The sequence below is a fragment of the Mesorhizobium wenxiniae genome (assembly GCF_002284535.1).
GTDB lineage: Bacteria > Pseudomonadota > Alphaproteobacteria > Rhizobiales > Rhizobiaceae > Mesorhizobium > Mesorhizobium wenxiniae.
The window spans coordinates 66,005-84,814 of record NZ_NPKH01000004.1 but is presented as its reverse complement, the minus strand read 5'-3'; the positions used below and the strand labels follow the sequence as shown (position 1 = coordinate 84,814).

Below are 18,810 nucleotides of genomic sequence, written 5' to 3'. Positions count from 1 at the left end.
ATCCTAAACCGCCTCGACCGTCAGCTCCAGATCGGTGTCGGCCGCGCCCGTCACGCGCACCTGCGTGCCGGCCGGCAGATCGGGGCCTGAGACGCGCCATAGCGTGTCGCCCAGCTTTATGCGGCCGCGCCCGTCCTTGATCGGCTCGGCAAGTGTCGCCATTCTGCCGATCATTTGTTCGCCGCGGCGATTGAGCAGCGGCTGGTCGGTCGGGTCATGGCGTCCGCCCGCCAGTCTCTTGCCGACATAGGCTGAGATCAGCGACAAAGCGAGGAAGGCGAGAACTTGGATCTGCCAGGTCCAGAATCCTGCGTCCCAGATGAGCAGGGAGACTGCACCGATCAGCAGCGCGGCGATGCCGATCCATAGCATGAAGATGCCCGGTGCGATGACCTCCATTACGAGGAGAACAAAGCCGAGAACCATCCAATTCCAGGGACCGAGTTCCGAAATGATGCGGTCGAACATCGGATCGGCCTCAGCTTTCGCTCGGGCGAACTACCGGCGGACGTGAAGCTTGCCGCGGCGGGCCGGCATTGCCCTCGCTCCCGAAGACTTCCTTGGCGATCGCGCCGATGCCGCCGAGCGTGCCGATCAATGATGAAGCTTCCATCGGCATCAGCACGACCTTGCTGTTTGTGGCGGAGCCGATCCTGGTCAGCGCTTCGGTGTATTTCAGCGCAACGAAGTAGTTGAGCGCCTGCACGTCGCCCTTGGCGATCGCTTCCGACACCACCTGCGTGGCGCGAGCCTCGGCCTCGGCCGAGCGTTCGCGCGCCTCGGCGTCGCGGAAGGCGGCTTCCTTGCGGCCCTCGGCTTCCAGGATCTGCGACTGCTTGAGGCCTTCGGCGTCGAGGATCTGCGCGCGCTTGTTGCGTTCGGCCATCATCTGGCGACCCATCGATTCGACGAGATTGGCCGGTGGGTTGATGTCCTTGATCTCGACGCGGGTGATCTTGATGCCCCAGGGATGCGCCGCCTCGTCGACGACGCGCAGCAGGCGTTCGTTGATGGCGTCGCGGTTCGATAAAAGCTCGTCAAGGTCCATCGAGCCCATCACGGTACGGATGTTGGTCATCGTCAGGTTGAGGATGGCGTTCTCCAGCCCGGCGACCTGGTAAGCGGCCTGCGCGGCGTTGAGCACCTGGTAGAAGGCCACGCCGTCGACGGCGACGGTGGCGTTGTCGCGGGTGATGATCTCCTGGGTCGGGACGTCGAGCACCTGCTCCATCATGTTCAACTTGGCGCCGATGCGGTCGACGAACGGCACAATTAGGTTGAGGCCGGGGCTCAATGTCTTGGTATAGCGGCCAAAGCGTTCGACGGTATAATTATAGCCTTGCGGGATTGTCCGGATGCCTTTGAAAAGCACGAGCACGACAAGAGCGACAAGAACAAGAAGCGCGATATCGAAACCACTGAAATCCATTTGGCCCTCCCTCAGATGCCGGCCACGGAAGTGTTTCACGCGGCCGACTTCACCAAACACTTAAGTGTGTTTCAGGAACGTTACAATCAGGTGATAGTGGATTACGGTGCATAGAAAGCGGGTTAGCGGCGCGCGATTGTATCCGCTTCAGATCCAGCCCGACAATTCGCGCCGCACCATCGCCTCGATCACCGCCATGCCCTCGGCACTGTCATTGAGGCAAGGGATGTGCGCGAACTTCTCGCCGCCGGCATGATGGAAAGTCTCGGCCGCTTCCCTGCCGATCTCGTCCAGCGTCTCGATGCAGTCGACGGAAAAGCCCGGATTGACGATGGCGATCGATTTCACGCCTTCTCCAGGCAATTTCTCGACCGTCTTGTCGGTGTAAGGCTGCAGCCACTCCTGCGCACCGAAGCGCGACTGGAACGTGGTGATCAGCTTCTTCTCATCCCAGCCGAGCTTTTCCCGCAGCAGCCGGGTCGTCTCAAGGCAATGGGCCTGATAGGGGTCTCCCTTGTCGGAATAGGGTTTCGGAATGCCGTGATAGGAGGCGATGACCACCTCCGGCTCGAAAGCGAGGGTCGCCAGATGACGCTCGATCGAACGGGCAAGCGCCTCGATATAAACCGGTTCGGCATAGTAGGGCGGCACGCTGCGGATCGCCGGGGCGCGGCGCATCTTCATCAGCGCGCGAAACAGCTGGTCGTTGGCGGTCGCGGTGGTGGTCGCGGAATATTGCGGATAAAGGGGAAAAGAGAGTATGCGGTCGCAGCCCTGCCCGACCAGCCCTTTGGCGACGCTCTCGGTGGAAGGATTGCCGTAACGCATCGCCCAGTCGACGGTGACGCCGGGCAGGTCGCGCAGCGCCTCGGTCAGCTTTTCGCTCTGAGCGCGGGTGTAGGTGCGCAGCGGCGACTCGTTACGCTGCCGGTTCCAGATCCTGGCGTAGTTGGCGCCCGACTTCTTCGGCCGCGTGGTGAGAACCAGCCCGTAGAGGATCGGGTACCAGATCGCCTTGTTGAGCTCGATGACGCGCGGATCGGACAGGAATTCCCTGAGATAGCGCCACATCGGCTTGAATTCTGTGCCGTCGGGCGTGCCGAGATTAACCAGCATGACGCCGATCCTGCCCGCCCCGACCGGCGGCTGTCCTGCCGGCGGCGGGCCGAGGACCTTCGCAGCCTTGGGATCGACAGGGTTGGAAAGCGTCATAAGGGATCTCCGGACTCCGCGCGAAACTAGCGATGCCGCGCCGGTTTTCAATGCAGCGTCTGGCCGCACCTTATCTTACCTCAGGCGGAAAGCAGAAAACCCGCCCGGTTACCCGGACGGGTTTTCCAACAATGACGGAAGAATTTAGTTTGCGGCCGGGATGGTCAAGGTCACGCCGACGGGAAGGCGGCGCGCCTCATAGTCCTTGTTGGCGTCGGAGATCGTTTTCCACTTGGCGCCATCGCCATAGGCTTTTTCCGCCAGATCCCAATAGGTGTCGCCGGCTACGATCACATGGCTGCTTTCGGCCGGCTTTGCCGGCTCGGCAGGCGCAGCTTCGGCTGGCTTGGCTGGTTCCTGGGCCGGTTCCGCCGCAGGAGCCGGTGCCGCGGGCGCCGTCTCGGCTGGCTTTGCCGGCTCGGCAGGTGCCGGCGTTGCCGGGGCGGGCTCCGCCGGCACGGCTGGCGGCGTCGTGGCGATATCGTCCGAACCGGCCGGCGGTTCGGGCATCGCTGGCTCCGCAGTCGCGGCTGGAGCCGTTTCTGCTGGTTTTGCGGGCTCGGCCGGAGCGGGCGCAGCCTCGGCCGGCTTCGCCGGTTCCTGGGCCGGTTCCTGGGCCGGTTCCTTGGCCGGTTCCGCCGCGGCGGCGGCCGTGATCTCGGTGATGCGGCCATCGAGCTTCGGCGTATAGGGCCGATGTGCACTGAGATAATCGGCGACCACCTGTTCGAGGCCCGGTCCGTAATCATAGGCGTTCTTGGCCTTGTCGGCGAACACCTTGTAGCCGTCGCCGCCCTGGCGCACATAGTTGTTGGTGGCGACCAGGTAATCCTTGTCCGGATTGATCGGGGTCCACGCGCCGCCTTGCATGACTTCGACCGACTTGACGCGCCCGGCATTCGGGGCAGCCGATTTGTCGAATGAGTACTTCAGGCCGGCAACCTGCGGGAAGCGTCCGGCGCCGTCCTCGATCTGGCTGAGACCGTTCTCGAGCCCGGCAATCAGATCCTTGCCGGAAATCTGGAAGGTCGCCAATGTGTTCTGGAACGGCAGCACGTTCAGCACTTCGCCCATGGTGACGGTGCCCTGGTCGATCGAAGCGCGCAGACCGCCGCCATTCGTGATGACGATCTCCACACCCTGGTCCTTGACGCGGTCAAGGACGGCATCGCAGACGAGATTGCCCATCTCGCACTCGCGGGTGCGGCAGTTCTCACGGCTGCCGTCGATCGCTTTGGTGGTTTCGGCGACCTCCTGGTTCTTCAACGCCTCGATCGGCGCGCCGAGCTCCTTGATGCGGGCAAGCACCGCGGGATCTGGCGTGATCGACTTGTCGAGGTAGATCGGGTCGCCGCTGGCTTGCTTGACGACGCCGTTGTCGTCAAACACGACCTTGAACTCGCCGAGATATTTCGAATAGGACGCCGCCTGGACGACCGGCACTTTGTAGCCGTCCGGATTGTCGACCATCGTCGGGTAGGGGCCTTCAGCCTTGGGGTCAGTGTTGGACAGCAGCGAATGGCTGTGGCCGCCGACCACCACGTCGACACCCGGGATCTTGGCGATGACGTCGCGCTCGCGCTTGTAACCGATATGGGTGACCGCGATGATCTTGTTGACGCCTTCTCCCTTCAGCTTCTCGACCTCTGACGTGATCGACTTGACGTCGTCCTCGATCGTGACGTTAGGGCCTGGCGAAGCGAGCTCCGGCGTGTCGTTGGTGACCGCGCCGACGACGCCGATCTTCTGGCCGCCGACCTCGATCACGATCGACGGTTTCACGCGGTCACCCAGCTTGGATTGCGCGTTGGCCTTCACATTGGCGCCGAGCACCGGAAATTTGATCATGTCCAGGAACGGCGCCAGCGCCGCCTCGCCGTCGTCGAACTCGTGATTGCCGACCGCCATGGCGTCGAATTTCATCTGGTTGAGGAATTCGCCTTCGGTCTTGCCCTTGTAGGTGGTGTAGAAGAGCGAACCCTGGAAATTGTCGCCGGCGCTGAGCAGCAGCACGTTCTGACCTTCCAGCTTCTTGCGCTCCTGGCCGATCGCCGTGATCAGCCGCGCCGCGCCGCCGGTGCACTCGCCCTTGGCCTCCTCTTCGGCAGAGCAGGTCGATTCATATTTGTTGTTGCTTTCGATGCGGCTATGCCAGTCGTTGATGTGCAGGATGTTCAGCGTGTAGTCGGCAAAGGACACGCCGGCTGACAGGCCAAGCGTAGACGCCGACAGGGCGGCAATGGCGGCGATCTTCTTCATCTTCGTCTCCCGGATGACCTGTTTAACGCCCTTGCTCGACTGGAACATAACAGCCAGCTTTTCGCCCATGTTCACATCGCTTTTTAGGTGATGCAAGCGGAATCGGGGCCAGCTTTGCCGGCGCAAAAAGGACGGCGTCCTCAAGCCGCCGTCCTTTGCAAAGCAGTTCAGTATGGGCTCAGGTGCGTCGCGTCAGCACAAAGTTCTGCCCGCTCGCACTGGTGCAATTAAGCTGCGAGGTGGAGATCAACAAGCAGTTGAAGCTTATCGGCGTCTGGCGGATCAGCGAAGTGCCATTGATCGCGACCGAAGTACCGCCGGTCATGGTGTAGCTGCCGTCGGCAAGTTTCTGGCCGGTGTCGGTCGCGACGGTATTGAAGCTGCCGGCGGCGAAGGTCGACAGGCCGGTGCCTTGCGCGTCGATCCATGAGCCTTCGACCGCGTTGCGCGTGGCCAATGACGGCCCGCCCGGGCCCGCGGTGGTGCACGCCGCCAAGGCGACGGCAGCGGCCGCGACAATGCCGGCCGAAAGCTGTTTGCGCGCAATCGTCATCATCAAAATCCTCTCCTCTCGCATCGGCCGGAAAATCGATCCGATTTTTCGGTAAGCACGATGCGTACATTCAAAGCGCTATACTTTGTGCGTCCAAATGGACGCACGTCGCTCTAGGCCCCACCTTTCCTTCAATCGCCCGATTTCCAGGCGATTGCAAGGCAGTGAAACATTGCTATCGAACGAGGATGTTGCACTATCGAACGAGGATGTTGCGGAATTGCCATGGGTCGTTTTTGTCGAGGTCTTCCGGGAACAGACCAGGGCGGTTATCGAGCGGCGTCCAATCGGTGTAGTAGCCCTTGATCGGCCCCAGATAGGGGGACTGCACTTCCAGGCAGCGCCTGTAGTCCATCTCGTCTGCCTCGACGATGCCGGCCTCGGGATTTTCCAGCGCCCAGACCATGCCCGCCAGCACTGCAGACGTGACCTGCATGCCCGTGGCGTTCTGATAAGGCGCCAGCTTGCGCGCTTCCGCCAGCGACAGTTGCGAACCGTACCAATAGGCGTTCTTGTCGTGGCCATAGAGCAGCACGCCGAGCTCGTCGACACCGTCGACCAGTTCGTTTTCATCGAGCACGTGATGCACGGATTGCGCCTTGCCGGCGGCACCGAACATCTCGTGCAGCGACAGCACGGCGTCGTTGCAGGGGTGGTAGGCGTAGTGGCAGGTCGGACGATATTGAACCTTGCCCTTCCTGCCGCGCAAGGTGAAAAAGTCGGCGATCGAAATCGACTCGTTGTGCGTCACCAGGAAACCGTATTGCGGACCGGGCGTCGGGCACCAGCTGCGCACACGCGTGTTGGCGCCCGGCTGCTCCAGATAGATCGCGGCCTTCGAGCCATGCTTGTGCTTCTTGCCGTTCTTCGGCATCCACGTCTCATGCGTGCCCCAGCCTAGCTCGGCCGGTTGAAGCCCTTCCGAGATGAAGCCTTCGACCGACCAGGTGTTCCAGAACACGTTCATCGGCTTCGGCTTCTTGGTGCGCTGTGTGTCGCGCTCGGCGATGTGGATACCCTTGACGCCGGCCTTCTTCATCAGCCTGGCCCAACTTTCGCGATCGTGCTGCGCGGGCTCCGAGAACTCGAGGCCGAGATCGGTGGCGAGGTTGACCAGAGCCTGCTTGACGAACCACGAGACCATGCCTGGATTGGCGCCGCAGGTAGAGATTGCGGTCGCCCCGCCGGGACGCGCGTGCTTTTCTTCGATCATGGATTCACGCAGCGCGTAGTTGCTGCGGCTGGCATTGTCGGCCTTGGTATCGAAATAGAAGCCGAGCCACGGCTCTACGACGGTGTCGATGTAAAGCACACCCAGCTTGCGACAGAGCCGCATCAAATCCACTGAGCCGGTGTCGACCGAGAGGTTGACGCAAAAGCCCTGGCCACCGCCTTTGGTCAGCAAAGGCGCCAGCAGCTTCTTGTAGTTCTTCTTGGTCACCGCATCCTGCACGAAGGTGATGTCGCGCTCGTCGAGCAGCTTGCGATCGGTATCGCGTGGGTCGATGACCGTCATGCGGGACTTGTCGAACTTGAAATGGCGCTCGATCAGCGGCAGCGTTCCCCGCCCGATCGAGCCGAAGCCGATCATCACGACAGGGCCGGTGATCTCGCCGTAAACGGGCCAGTTTTCATTCGCCATTTTATCGATTACTCCCTCAGACACGCTGAAAAGCCGGGGCGTTCTTTGCCGGACGGCCAAGCGCTACAACCACAGATCATTGTCATAAACCAGCGAAAAACCGCGAGCTACGCCGCATTCGCCACGTGGTTAAGAGGACGACCAGCCGATCGTGGCCGTCAGAACCTTGTAGTCGCGTTGGGCAAAGTCGAGCGCCAGCAAATTGCGCGGCGAAAGATGCGGCGAGCATTAGCTCTCGTCGACGGTTCCCGATCCGGGTCGCAGCACGATGCCTCGGCGACTCTTCCGCAAGCGCTCACAGCTTTGGCCTACAGGCCAAGCATTCTGCGGATACGCCAATCTATTCACCCTTGCGGCAGATCGCGCGAGGTGACATCGGCGATTGACTTGTGAATCCGGATCGTCTCGATTTTCTTGCCGGGACGCATTATGCCGATCACCGTTTCGATGTCGGGACAGCCGTCTTTGCGGCATACGAGCTCCGTGACGGACACCACGACGTCGCCATCGAGCCCGCGGGCCTCGCGAACCCAGACCTTGATCTGGCTGGTCTTCTCGGGAAGGGCAAGCCCGCGCGGGGCGAGTGGGTTCGCGAGGCGATTCATAGACAATCCTGTCCCAAAGGCGCCTTGCCGAATCTACGCACTCAGAGCCTCTACAGAGGCCACGTCGACACAGCATTTGAGGAAGCCGTCTTCAATCACGCCCTTGGGCAGGTTGCGGCCGATAAACACCAGCCGGCTCACGCGCTTCTCCCCCGCTTTCCAGGGGCGCTGGTGGTCGCCTTCGAGCAGCATGTGGACGGCCTGGACGACAAAGCGGTCGTCATCGCCCTTGAATGCCAGGATGCCCTTCATGCGTAGCATGTCGGTGCCGAATTTCTGTGTGATCATCTGGATCCACGGCAAGAATTTGCCCGGATCGATCAAAGCTTCTGTGACGAGAGAAAAACTGGTGACGTGATCGTCATGCTCATGCTCGTGTTCTGCGTCGAGAAAGTCCGGCTCGACTTCGAGGACACGGTTCAGATCGAACGCGCCGCGATCCAGAACCTCGTCGAGTGGAACATTGCAACGTGTGGAATACTTGATTGCAGCCGTCGGGTTGATCCTGCGAATGCGCGCCTCCACTGCATTGAGTTCGGTCGGCGTTACCAGGTCGGTCTTGTTGAGTATGACGATGTCGGCGAAGGCGAGTTGCTCCTGCGCCTCGTGCGCATGATACAACTCGCCGAGGAGATGCTTCGCATCAACCACGGTGACGATCGCGTCGAGTTTCGTCTTCTGCCTCACATCGTCGTCAACAAAGAAGGTCTGGGCGACTGGCGCGGGATCGGCAAGGCCGGTTGTCTCGATCAGGATGGCGTCGAAGCTATCCCTGCGCCGCATCAAGCTCTCGATGATCCGGATCAGGTCGCCGCGCACGGTGCAGCAGATGCAGCCGTTGTTCATCTCGAAGATTTCTTCGTCAGTATCGACGATAAGGTAGTTGTCGATGCCGACCTCGCCGAACTCGTTGACGATCACGGCGTATCGCTTGCGGTGCTGTTCGGTCAGGATGCGGTTGAGCAGCGTCGTCTTGCCGGCGCCGAGGTAACCGGTAAGAACCGTGACTGGCATTTGCTGGGGGGCTTTGAGAGGCATAGTCGTCTCCAAATGTTCGATTGCGGATTTCAGCTGGGTCATGCACAAGCCAATTGGATCGCCCGCGGACGGAAGGCCGGTGTCTCATCCATGCGCGCAAGCCCCGCACAGACCCGAAAGCTCCACCGTGGCCGATTTGGTTCGGAAGCCCTGCCGTCGGGCAATCCGGCGTAGCACCCGCTCCAATGCCGGATCGTGAACCTCACTTGCCCGCCCGCAATTCGCGCAGATTGCAAAGGCGGCGCGCCCATGGGTGCATTCGCTGTGGACGCAAAGCGAGAACGCGCTCAGGCTCTCGATCCTGTGAACCAGGCCCTCCTCGATGAGCCGATCCAGCGCGCGATAGATCTGTAGCGTGAGCGGAGCCCTTCCTGACGAAGGAATTCAAGCAGTTCGTAGGCCCCCATCGGCCGCTCGGAGCGCGCGAGCGCACCGAGAACCAACTGCTGATTACGTCCAGGCATCCGTTGTTCCTTAGTGTTCCACGCAGTTTCGAGCACAACGGTCACCGTGAGTTATAACATCACGTTTTCGATTGACGAACGTGATAACATAACATAACGAATCGTCAAGAGCGGGGCTGACTTTGATGCTTTCCGTGGAGATGGAGCAAATGGCGGTCGGTGTGACCTTTCAAGACCTCACGCTGGGCTACAACAGCCATCCCGACGGAATGGTCCGGCCCGGCGGTCATCCGGTCGGCGGGCGTACATTCTTCCATCTTTGCCGGCGCGCAGCGTGCTCGGCACGCGTCCGGCATATGTCCCCACAGAGCCACTTGAACAGAAGGAGCTGATCGAATGTCCTGGACGCTTAAGCTTGCCGCCGTGGTGGGCGTCATAACATCATTGCCAATCATCCCGTCGGTGGCCGCGGCCGACAACCTCAAGGTTGTCGCGAGCTTCTCGATCATCGCCGATTTCGCCAAGAATGTCGGCGGCGACCGTGTCGACATCATCACGCTGGTCGGCCCGAATGGTGACGCCCATGTCTACGAACCGAAGCCGGCCGACGCGGCCACCGTCGGTTCTGCCGACGTGGTGCTGGTCAACGGCCTTCAGTTCGAGGGCTTCCTTCAGCGTCTCGTCGAGGCGAGCGCGACGAAGGCGCCGGTCGTGGAGTTGACCAAAGGCGGCGAGGTGTTGCGCAACATTGAGGAAGAAGGTCACCACGAACAGGATAAGGCCGCCAAGGGCGGGGAAGGGCACGCCGCGGAGGCGGAAGAGGGCCGTGAGGAAGGGCACCATCATCACGGCGAGTCCGATCCTCATGCATGGCAGTCGGTGCACAATGCCGAACTCTATGTGAAGAACATCGCCGATGCCTTCTGTGCCGCCGATGCGGCCGGCTGTGACACCTATCGGGCCAATGCCCAATCATACGGCCGGCAGCTCGAGGGACTGGAAGCGGGGATCAAAGCTGCTGTAGCTGAGATCCCCGAGGACAAGCGCACGATCATCAGCTCCCACGACGCCTTTGGGTATTTTGAGCACGAATACGGCATAAAATTCCTCGCACCGGAGGGCGTCTCCACCGAATCTGAGGCTTCGGCCTCCGACGTCGCGGCCCTCATCAAACAGATCAGGCAAGACAAGGCTTCGGCAATCTTCGTGGAAAACGTCACCAATCCCCGCCTGATCGAACAGATCGCCAGCGAGACGGGCCTGAAAGTCGGCGGTGAACTCTACTCCGACGCCCTGTCGGATAGGAACGGCCCGGCTGCGACCTATCTCGAGATGATGCGGCACAACATCACGACGATGAAAGGCGCGATCCTCGGAAGCTGACCGCCACGGAGCAATCCGCCTCTTCGTCGACCACAATCAGTTGTGTGATAACATTCAAGGAGAATACCGTGAGGACAAATTGGGCGTCAGCCACGGCCATCGCGCTGTTTCTGTCTCTATCAACAAGTGCTGCCCATGCCGAGGAGGTGACCGCCTGGCGCCTCTTCATCTCAGATCACGCGGACCCGAAGGTGACCGTAGTCGATGCAGTCGATGGCGAAAAGCTCGACACGTTCCATCTCAAAGGGCCGGCATCGCTCCATCGGAGCGAAAGCGGCCGGACCGTGTTCGCCGTGCAGGGCGCGGCCGGCGTCGTTACCGGGATCGCGAGCGGCATTTCCTTCGAGGACCACGGCGAGCACGGCGACATCGACGTCGAAGCGCCGAAGCTTGCCGGCGTCGAGATCGCAGGCAAGAAGCCGTCGCATTTCGTCGAGCATGACGGAGACCTCGCCGCTTTTTTCGACGGCGAAGGTGTCGCCCGCATCATCTCCGAGAAGGCCGTTCTGGAAGGCAAATCGGATTTCAGGGAAGTGAAGACGGACGCGCCGCAGCACGGCGTCGCAGTCGCCTATGGCTCCCATGTTCTCCTGTCGGAGCCGAACAGGGAAAAGCCGGACGAACTCCCGGTCGGCATCAGGGTCGCTGACGAAGCCGGCGCGCCGATCGGCGGCATCCACGCCTGCCCCGACCTCCACGGGGAGGCGTCTTCCGGCAATATCCTGGCTTTCGCCTGCGCGACCGGTCTGCTTGTTGTCACCGATGGCGACGGCACCCCGGCGATCCGTCACCTACCCTATGCCGATAGCCTGCCGGACGGCAAAACGACGACGCTGATCGGCGGCAGAGGCCTGCAATATTTCCTCGGCAACTACGGCGCCGACAAGGTGGTGCTGATCGATCCGACGGTCGAGAGCGACGCATTCCGGCTGATCAGCCTTCCGACGCGCCGCGTGCATTTCGTGGTCGATCCCGTTCGTGCGAAGTTCGCCTACGTCTTCACCGAGGACGGCCAGCTTCACCAACTCGACGTGGTGAAGGGGGAGATCGCAAACTCGCTCAAGCTGACCGATCCCTATTCGATGGACGGTCACTGGAGCGAGCCGAGGCCGCGCGTCGCGGTGGCCGGCGACAGGATCGTGGTTACGGATCCTTTGAAAGGCGTGCTGCGTCTCGTTGATGCGACATCGTTCGAGAAAACCGGCGACATGGCTGTCGAAGGCAAACCCTTCAACATCGTTTCCGTCGGCGGCTCCGGTCAGACCCACGAAGGCGAATAGTCGCTCCTCCCAAGCGGCTGCCGCGCGTCCGGCCCATTCTTGCCGGGCCGGACGCATCTTCCCAACTCGCAAAGCAAAACCATGCTCGAGACAAAGTCATGGGCGTGTCGTCTGGTGCCTTTTCGCTGCGTTTTCAGCCCAGCCGCGCCGGGATCAATCCGCGCAGGGAATTGCCGACGAACAGCGCTTTGGCCGATTTCAGATCATCCAAGGTGTAGATTGCTTCGCGGGCGCGGCCTTCGTCCAGCAATTCGCCGCGCAGTACGCCAGGCAGCAGGCCGCAATCGAGCCGCGGCGTTGCCAGCGCGCCGTCGCCGAAATCGGCGAAGAGATTGGTGATCGTGCCCTCACAGATTTCGCCACGCTCGTTGGCCAGCAGCACCTCGTCGGCCCGGCTGATCAGATATTCGGCTCGCGCCCGCTGATAGGTGTCCCGGCGACTCGTCTTGTGGCGCAGCAGCGTGTCGCTTGATTCGAGCCGCACCCGCGCCAGTTGCAGCCTCCACACCTTGTCGGCTGCATGCGGCTCGTAAGGCAGCGCCGAGACCGTCACCTTGCCGCTGCGCGACAGGACGAGGCGTGTGCGCAAGGCCATGTCCGGCCGGTCGACGGCGTTCCTGAGCATCTCGCCGACCTTCTGCGGATCGCAGGCAAAACCCAGTTCGGCTGCCGAGCCATAAAGGCGGGCCAAATGGCGGTCGAAACGGAGGAAGCCTTGGCCCGGCTGCCAGCGCATGGTTTCGATCAGCTCGAAATCGGCGGTGTTCCCGTCGCGTAGCGTGCTTTCAGCAGGCACTCCTGATACTCCTCCTCGGCGGTCGAATCGAAGACGACGCCACCACCGATATTGTAGACGGCTTCGCCACTGGAAAAGAGCGATATGGTGCGGATCGCCACCGAAAAGCGCATCCTGCCGCCGGGCGCGATCCAGCCGATGGCGCCGCAATAGACATCGCGCGGCGTGGCTTCCAGGTCGTGTAGGATTTCCATGGCGCGGATTTTTGGAGCGCCGGTGATCGATCCGCATGGAAACAGCGCAGCGAAGATCTGGCGGATGGTGAGGTCGCGCAAGAGCTTGGCCCGCACGCGGCTCACCATCTGATGGACGGTCGGGTAGCTCTCGATGCGGAAAAGCTCCGGCACCTCCAGCGTGCCGACCTCGCTGATCAGCGAGATGTCGTTGCGCAGGAGATCGACGATCATCCGGTTCTCAGCCTGGTTCTTCTCGTCATTGCGCAAGAACGCCTTCAGCCGCTTGTCCTCCGCCTTGGTCGCGCCGCGCGGGGCGGTGCCCTTCATCGGATGCGTCTCGATCATGCCTTCGGCGTCGACCTCGAAGAACAGTTCCGGCGAACGCGACAAGACGACCGGATCGCCGAGCGCGATCAGCGCGCCGTATTTCACCGGCTGGCGCTCCGTCAGCGCGTCGAAGGCGGCCAGCGGATCGCCCGACCACTGCGCATGAACTGGGAAGGTCAGATTGCCCTGATAGCAATCGCCCTTGCGAATGTGATTGTGGAGCCGCGCAAAGCGTTTTGCGTAGTCTTCTGAAGACCAGGCAGCCCTTGCATCGAAGATCGGACCGTTGGTCGCCGGCGCGTTGCTGGGCACGACCGCCTGTTCGACAGGCGCGTCGAAGATCCCCAGGCAGACAAGCGGGGCGCGGCGTCCGCCCGGCAGCAGCGGAACGAGCTTCGGTTCGAGCAGGTAGCCGGCCTCGTAGGAGAAATATCCGGCCAGCCATTTGCCGGCGTCATGCGCGGCCTGCGCGATTTCCAGCGCCGGCAGGAAATCCTCCGCCTCATGCGCCACGATGATGTCGGCCGGACGGTCGAAAACGAGCTGATGCGCGCGCTCGTCATTTCTGAAAATTGCAGAGGGCAGGGGCATGTGACTCGGATGCTGCGATCGATGACGCCAGCTATCGCTCTATATGGGGGCTCGAACGCGCGCAATCGAGAGAGCGGCGTCTCAAGACGCAAAGGCAGCCTTGGTGCAAAAGCAAACCGGCGGCACCTCGAAGGGACCGCCGGTCTGTTATGTGCTCGATACCGCAGGCAATTCAGGTGTTGCTCGCGGTTCCCCCGGTCGGGAAGCGACGCGCGAATTCCTCCTCATCGCCGGCGGCAAGCAGTTTCGCCTGCTCGATCCAGCGCTCACGCTCAATGCGGCCGTCGAAGTTCAACGTCTCCTCGATTCGCTTGACGTCGGCGGCCGTCCAGGCGGCGATTTGCGCATAGGTTGTGACTCCGAGCCCGTTGAGCAGTCGCTCGTTGGCCGGGCCGATGCCGATCAGGCGGCGCAGATTGCTGGCTTTGCCAGCCGCCGCCTTTGTTGTCGCGGCTTTCTTTGCCGCTGGCGCAGCGCTCTTCGGTGCAGCACCCGTTTTCGATGCGGGAAGTTTTGGCGCACTTGCCTGCGACGCGCTCGCTTTCGACGCACTGGCCTTCGGCGCGGCTGCGGCCTTCGCGGCCGCCGGTTTCTTGGACGTGGTCGTGGCTGGCGCGGTCTTTGCTGGCCCGTTCTTGGACGCGGTCTTTGCCGGCGTCGACTTGGCCGGCGCGGTCTTGGCCGGCGCGGATGTCGCCATCAATGCCGACGGAGCCGGGATTGCTGCCTTTGTCGCACCGGTCTTGGTGCCTTGTGCCTCGCCCAACTGGCGCTCCAGGTCGGCGCGGGCGCCGCGGCAGACTTCCAGCTCACCGGTCAGGCGGTCGGCGTCGGCGCGCAGTCTGTCGCGCTCGCTGCGCGTGCGGTCCATGTCACCGCGCAGGCTGTCGAGCTCGCCACGCAGGCGTCCCCAGATGAACCAGCCAACCAACACACCTACCAGGAACGCCAGGAGCATGTAGAAAAAAGTGCCCATTGTCTTTCTCTCCAGTCCGATCCATCTGCCGTGGCCTGGAGTGGTGACCTTGGCACAAGGACCATTCAATGGTGGCTCCGCTGTTCGCGGAACAGCCGGCTTAGATCGAGCTGTCGGCGACCGGCTTTTCCTGCCATGGCCAACGGCCGCTGTCGCATTTGCCGAAGCGCCGTGACCGGACCGAAGATTTTTTCCTGGCCTGAGCCCCGCGCCCGACTGAGCTTGAGGCGGGACGCTATCATACAGCTTCCGGAAAGCTAACGGAAAAATTCCACGGAGAGTTATTTAAGAACAGATATTTAGGGGCAAGAATAGAATGGTCTCAATATGCATTGCGGCTAAACTGTTCTGTCAGCCCCGGATGTTCAGCGCCGTGCGTCAATTGTCCAAAGCTTCGAGCTCGTCGATTAGCCCGCCGATCACGCCAAGTCCGATCTGCCAAAAGGCAGGGTCTGTGGCGTCAAGGCCGAAGGGTGCCAGGAGCTCGGAATGATGCTTGGTGCCGCCGGCGCGCAGCATGGCAAAATATTTCTCCTGAAAGCCACGCTCGGCATTCTGATAGACCGCATAGAGCGAATTCACCAGGCAGTCGCCGAAAGCATAGGCGTAGACGTAGAAGGGCGAATGGATGAAGTGTGGAATATAGGTCCAGAAGACCTCGTAACCGTCGCGCAGCTTGATCGCCGGCCCGAGGCTTTCCGCCTGCACTTCCAGCCAGAACTGGCCGAGCCTGTCGGATGTCAGTTCGCCGTTCTTGCGCTCGGCATGCACCTTGCGTTCGAATTCGTAGAAAGCGATCTGGCGCACGACCGTGTTGATCATGTCCTCGACCTTCTGGGCAAGCATGGCCTTGCGCTCGCGTTTGTCCGTGGTCTGGTCCAGCAGCGAACGGAAGGTCAGCATCTCGCCGAAAACGGATGCGGTCTCGGCCAGCGTCAGCGGCGTCGAGGCCATCAGCGCGCCCTGGCCTGCAGCCAGCACCTGATGCACGCCGTGACCAAGCTCATGCGCCAGCGTCATCACGTCGCGCGGCTTGCCCATGTAGTTGAGCAGAACATAGGGATGCGCCGACGGCACGGTCGGATGCGCGAAGGCGCCCGGCGATTTGCCAGGCCTTACCGGCGCGTCGATCCAGTTGCGGTCGAAGAAAACCCGGGCGATCTCCGCCATGTCAGGTGAAAAGCGCTGATAGGCGGAAAGCACCGTGTTCTTGGCCTCCTCCCAGCCGATGATCGCTTGCGGGGTCTCCGGCAACGGCGCGTTGCGGTCCCAGTGATTCATCACTTCCATGCCGAGCCAGCGCGCCTTCATCTGGTAGTAGCGGTGCGACAGACGCGGATAGGCGTCGCGAACGGCTGAGGCCAGCGCATCCACCACGCTGCGCTCGACGCGGTTGGCGAGATGGCGAGAATCGGCGATGTCCTCGAAGCCGCGCCAGCGGTCGGAAATCTCCTTGTCCTTGGCCAGCGTGTTGGTGACCAGCGTGAACGTGCGCAGATTGTTGCGGAAGGTTGCGGCCAGCGCTTCAGAGGCCCGGCGGCGCACCTCGCCATCGGCGTGCTGGAGGCGGTTCAGCGCCGGCTCCAGGGTAAGCTCCTCGCCATCGATGTCGAAGCGCAGATCGGTCATCGTTTCGTCGAACAAGCGGTTCCAGGCGCCGCGTCCGGTAATCGACTTCTCATGGAAAAGCTGCTCGACGCGATCTTCCAGCTGGTAGGGTTTGTCCATGCGCAGATCGAGCACCCACGGCCGGTAGTGAGCGAATGCGGGATCGGCAGCAAGCGCGGTTTCGATCGCGGCGTCGTCGATGAGATTCAGTTCGAGCGCGAAAAACAGAAGATGCGCGCTGGCGTCGGTCATCTTCTCCTGAATGTCGCCATAGAGCTTGGCGCGCTGCGGATCCGCGGTGTTGCCGGCATAGATCAGTCCGGCATAGGAGACGATCCGGCCGATCAGTTCCTCCAGCGCCTCATATTCGGCAAGTGCCTCGCCCAGCCTGCCGCTGTCGGCACGCTCCGCCTCGGCTGCGAGCGTGCCTTTCCAGCGGCTCTCGAAGCTGATGGCATCGGCCGCCGCCCTGGCGATGTCCCGCTTCAGCTCGGGGGCGTCCATCCCCGAATAGAGATCTGCGAGATCCCATTCCGGCAGGTCGCCAAGCTCCGCCGCGCCCTGACCGGACGCTGCCGCCGCAAGCTGCCGACCAAAAACCATGCGCATTGCCGATACTTTCCAGATTGCAGGACCCAAGCGGCCAGACTCAAAGATTCAAATGGGTATGAGAAAGCCGGTCAAATCCTAAGGAATTCGTTCACCGGGTTTTTTGAAACCTTATTTAGAACCCTGTGCCAAGATGATCCATAGGGCGGATTCCCTTGGGTGGGCATATTGGGCGAACATCGTTGAACCAGTCATGACAGGTTCCATACTCATAGTCGATGATGATCCCGTGCAGCGCAGGCTGCTCGAGGCGGCCGTGACGAAATTCGGCCACAGCGCGATTATCACGGATGGCGGCGAGGCCGGTCTCGACGCGCTCGACGGGCCCAACGCGCGCGACGTGTCGGTGGTCATCCTCGACCTCGTCATGCCGGGCCTCGACGGCATCGGCGTGCTGAAGGCGATGCGTGAGCGCGGCATCCAAGTTCCGGTCATCGTACAGACCGCCCAGGGTGGCATCGAGACCGTCGTTTCGGCCATGCGTCATGGTGCTTTCGATTTCGTCGTCAAGCCGGCATCTCCCGACAGGCTGCAGGCATCGATCGGCAATGCGCTCAAGGTCGAGGCGGTCGAGGGCGAAGTGAAGCGCACGTCGCGGCGGCGCGGCGGCCATCTGACCTTCAAGGACATGATCACGCACAGCCCGGCGATGGACCGGGTGATCCGTCTCGGCCAGAAGGCGGCCGCGTCCAACATCCCGATCCTTATCGAGGGCGAATCCGGTGTCGGCAAGGAACTGGTGGCGCGCGCCATCCAGGGCAGCGGCGATCGCCGCTCCAGACCCTTCGTTACCGTCAATTGCGGCGCCATCCCCGACAATCTGGTCGAATCGATCCTGTTCGGCCACGAGAAGGGCTCGTTCACCGGCGCCACCGAAAAACACACCGGGAAGTTCGTCGAAGCGCATTCGGGCACGCTATTTCTCGACGAGATCGGCGACCTGCCGCTCGACGTGCAGGTCAAGCTGTTGCGCGCCGTGCAGGACGGTGAAGTCGATCCGGTCGGCGGGCGTTCGACCATCAGGGTCGACATCAGGCTGATCTCGGCGACACACCGCAATCTTCTGCAGCAGGTCAAAGACGGCAAATTCCGGGAGGATCTGTTCTATCGCCTGAACGTCTATCCGATCTTCGTGCCGCCGCTGCGCGATCGTCGCGACGACATCCCGTATCTGGTCGAGCACTTCCTGGAGAAGGTTGCGCCCACCGATCCACGTCACCGCCTGCACGGCATTTCGGCTGCGGCGCTCGCCATGCTGCAGGCCTACGACTGGCCGGGAAACATCCGGCAGCTGGAAAACGCCGTCTTCCGGGCCTCGGTGCTTTGCGAAGGCGATGTGCTGACCGAAGAGGAGTTTCCGCAGATCCGGGCGCAGGTCGAGGGCACCGTCAACCTCGATGCGGATGGCGCGTTGCACGCGTCGCCTTTGGTCATCGAGCCGCCTGGCGAGGACGTGCCGGCCGATAACGGCATCGCTGCAACCGAGCTCGATCCGCCGGCCAGGCCGCAGCCCCGATTCGGCACGCTGCGGGCACTCGACGAACGCGGCAATGTGCGCGCGCTGGCCGACGTCGAACTCGAAATGATCAAGCTCGCCATCGACCATTACAACGGCCAGATGAGCGAAGTTGCCCGCCGCCTCGGCATCGGCCGCTCCACGCTCTACAGGAAGCTCAAGGAGTACGGCATCGATCCGGAAACAGGCCGTATCGACCGGCTTGCTTCCTGACTAAGCAAGTCCGGACCAGCTTGTCAGCCTGGCACCAGGACAATCGACAGTCATCGACCGGGCGTGACGCGCGTCGGGGTGACGCGCTTGCCGGCAGTGTTCACGCATTGAGGCAGCCGGTAACAGATCGTGTTCAGGCAAAGGCCGAAACATGATCTAAACCAGCAGTTTACCAAGAAACCCCGCGCAATAT

16 protein-coding genes are annotated in these 18,810 nt (G+C 61.9%); 3 read left to right on the top strand and 13 right to left on the bottom strand.

What is annotated here, in order from left to right:
- Window positions 1-3 precede the first annotated feature (3 nt).
- The 9 genes from CIT31_RS01890 to CIT31_RS34850 form a co-directional block, all read right to left on the bottom strand.
- Entirely contained in the window at window positions 4-468 is a 465-nt protein-coding gene (locus CIT31_RS01890) for an NfeD family protein (RefSeq protein WP_095517228.1), read from the bottom strand.
- A 10-nt stretch (window positions 469-478) separates the two neighbouring features.
- On the bottom strand, window positions 479-1,429 hold the full coding sequence (locus CIT31_RS01885; RefSeq protein ID WP_029349653.1) for an SPFH domain-containing protein: 951 nt from the start codon (window positions 1,427-1,429) through the stop codon (window positions 479-481).
- A gap of 147 nt (window positions 1,430-1,576) precedes the next feature.
- Window positions 1,577-2,641, bottom strand: a complete 1,065-nt coding sequence (hemH, locus tag CIT31_RS01880; RefSeq protein WP_095517227.1) for a ferrochelatase — start codon at window positions 2,639-2,641, stop codon at window positions 1,577-1,579.
- Between the two features lie 144 nt (window positions 2,642-2,785).
- The gene (locus tag CIT31_RS01875; RefSeq protein ID WP_095517274.1) at window positions 2,786-4,900 is read right to left on the bottom strand and encodes a bifunctional metallophosphatase/5'-nucleotidase; all 2,115 of its coding nucleotides are present in this window, start codon (window positions 4,898-4,900) and stop codon (window positions 2,786-2,788) included.
- 178 nt (window positions 4,901-5,078) lie between these two features.
- Window positions 5,079-5,453, bottom strand: coding sequence for an outer membrane lipoprotein Omp10 (gene omp10 / locus CIT31_RS01870; protein WP_065007649.1), 375 nt, complete (start codon window positions 5,451-5,453; stop codon window positions 5,079-5,081).
- A gap of 196 nt (window positions 5,454-5,649) precedes the next feature.
- Window positions 5,650-7,095, bottom strand: a complete 1,446-nt coding sequence (locus CIT31_RS01865; RefSeq protein WP_095517226.1) for a homospermidine synthase — start codon at window positions 7,093-7,095, stop codon at window positions 5,650-5,652.
- A gap of 344 nt (window positions 7,096-7,439) precedes the next feature.
- Window positions 7,440-7,700 (bottom strand): nitrate reductase, encoded by a 261-nt coding sequence (locus tag CIT31_RS01860; RefSeq protein WP_206073310.1) that lies wholly within the window; start codon window positions 7,698-7,700, stop codon window positions 7,440-7,442.
- A 33-nt stretch (window positions 7,701-7,733) separates the two neighbouring features.
- Window positions 7,734-8,738, bottom strand: a complete 1,005-nt coding sequence (locus tag CIT31_RS01855) for a CobW family GTP-binding protein (RefSeq protein ID WP_095517273.1) — start codon at window positions 8,736-8,738, stop codon at window positions 7,734-7,736.
- An 84-nt stretch (window positions 8,739-8,822) separates the two neighbouring features.
- On the bottom strand, window positions 8,823-9,029 hold the full coding sequence (locus CIT31_RS34850; RefSeq protein WP_245316079.1) for a transcriptional repressor: 207 nt from the start codon (window positions 9,027-9,029) through the stop codon (window positions 8,823-8,825).
- A 509-nt stretch (window positions 9,030-9,538) separates the two neighbouring features.
- Here CIT31_RS34850 and aztC point away from each other — a divergent pair.
- Window positions 9,539-10,525 (top strand): zinc ABC transporter substrate-binding protein AztC, encoded by a 987-nt coding sequence (aztC, locus tag CIT31_RS01845; RefSeq protein ID WP_095517224.1) that lies wholly within the window; start codon window positions 9,539-9,541, stop codon window positions 10,523-10,525.
- A 68-nt stretch (window positions 10,526-10,593) separates the two neighbouring features.
- Complete coding sequence (gene aztD, locus CIT31_RS01840; protein ID WP_065007648.1) at window positions 10,594-11,805, top strand: zinc metallochaperone AztD; 1,212 nt, start codon at window positions 10,594-10,596, stop codon at window positions 11,803-11,805.
- Between the two features lie 133 nt (window positions 11,806-11,938).
- On the opposite strand, the gene CIT31_RS01835 is transcribed toward aztD, so the two are convergent.
- From CIT31_RS01835 to CIT31_RS01820, 4 genes are all read right to left on the bottom strand, one after another.
- The gene (locus CIT31_RS01835) at window positions 11,939-12,601 is read right to left on the bottom strand and encodes an aminotransferase class IV family protein (RefSeq protein WP_095517271.1); all 663 of its coding nucleotides are present in this window, start codon (window positions 12,599-12,601) and stop codon (window positions 11,939-11,941) included.
- Window positions 12,550-13,695 carry an aminodeoxychorismate synthase component I gene (locus CIT31_RS01830; protein WP_095517223.1) on the bottom strand — a complete coding sequence of 382 codons (1,146 nt, stop codon included), beginning with the start codon at window positions 13,693-13,695 and terminating at the stop codon, window positions 12,550-12,552. The genes CIT31_RS01835 and CIT31_RS01830 overlap by 52 nt, the downstream gene beginning before the upstream one ends.
- A gap of 172 nt (window positions 13,696-13,867) precedes the next feature.
- On the bottom strand, window positions 13,868-14,671 hold the full coding sequence (locus CIT31_RS01825; RefSeq protein WP_095517222.1) for an NADH-quinone oxidoreductase subunit E: 804 nt from the start codon (window positions 14,669-14,671) through the stop codon (window positions 13,868-13,870).
- A 378-nt stretch (window positions 14,672-15,049) separates the two neighbouring features.
- A complete protein-coding gene (locus CIT31_RS01820; RefSeq protein ID WP_165778323.1) occupies window positions 15,050-16,888 on the bottom strand; it encodes a M3 family oligoendopeptidase in 1,839 nt (612 codons plus the stop codon).
- 193 nt (window positions 16,889-17,081) lie between these two features.
- Between CIT31_RS01820 and CIT31_RS01815 the strand changes: the two genes are divergently transcribed.
- Complete coding sequence (locus CIT31_RS01815; RefSeq protein ID WP_095517221.1) at window positions 17,082-18,617, top strand: sigma-54-dependent transcriptional regulator; 1,536 nt, start codon at window positions 17,082-17,084, stop codon at window positions 18,615-18,617.
- Window positions 18,618-18,810: the final 193 nt, after the last annotated feature.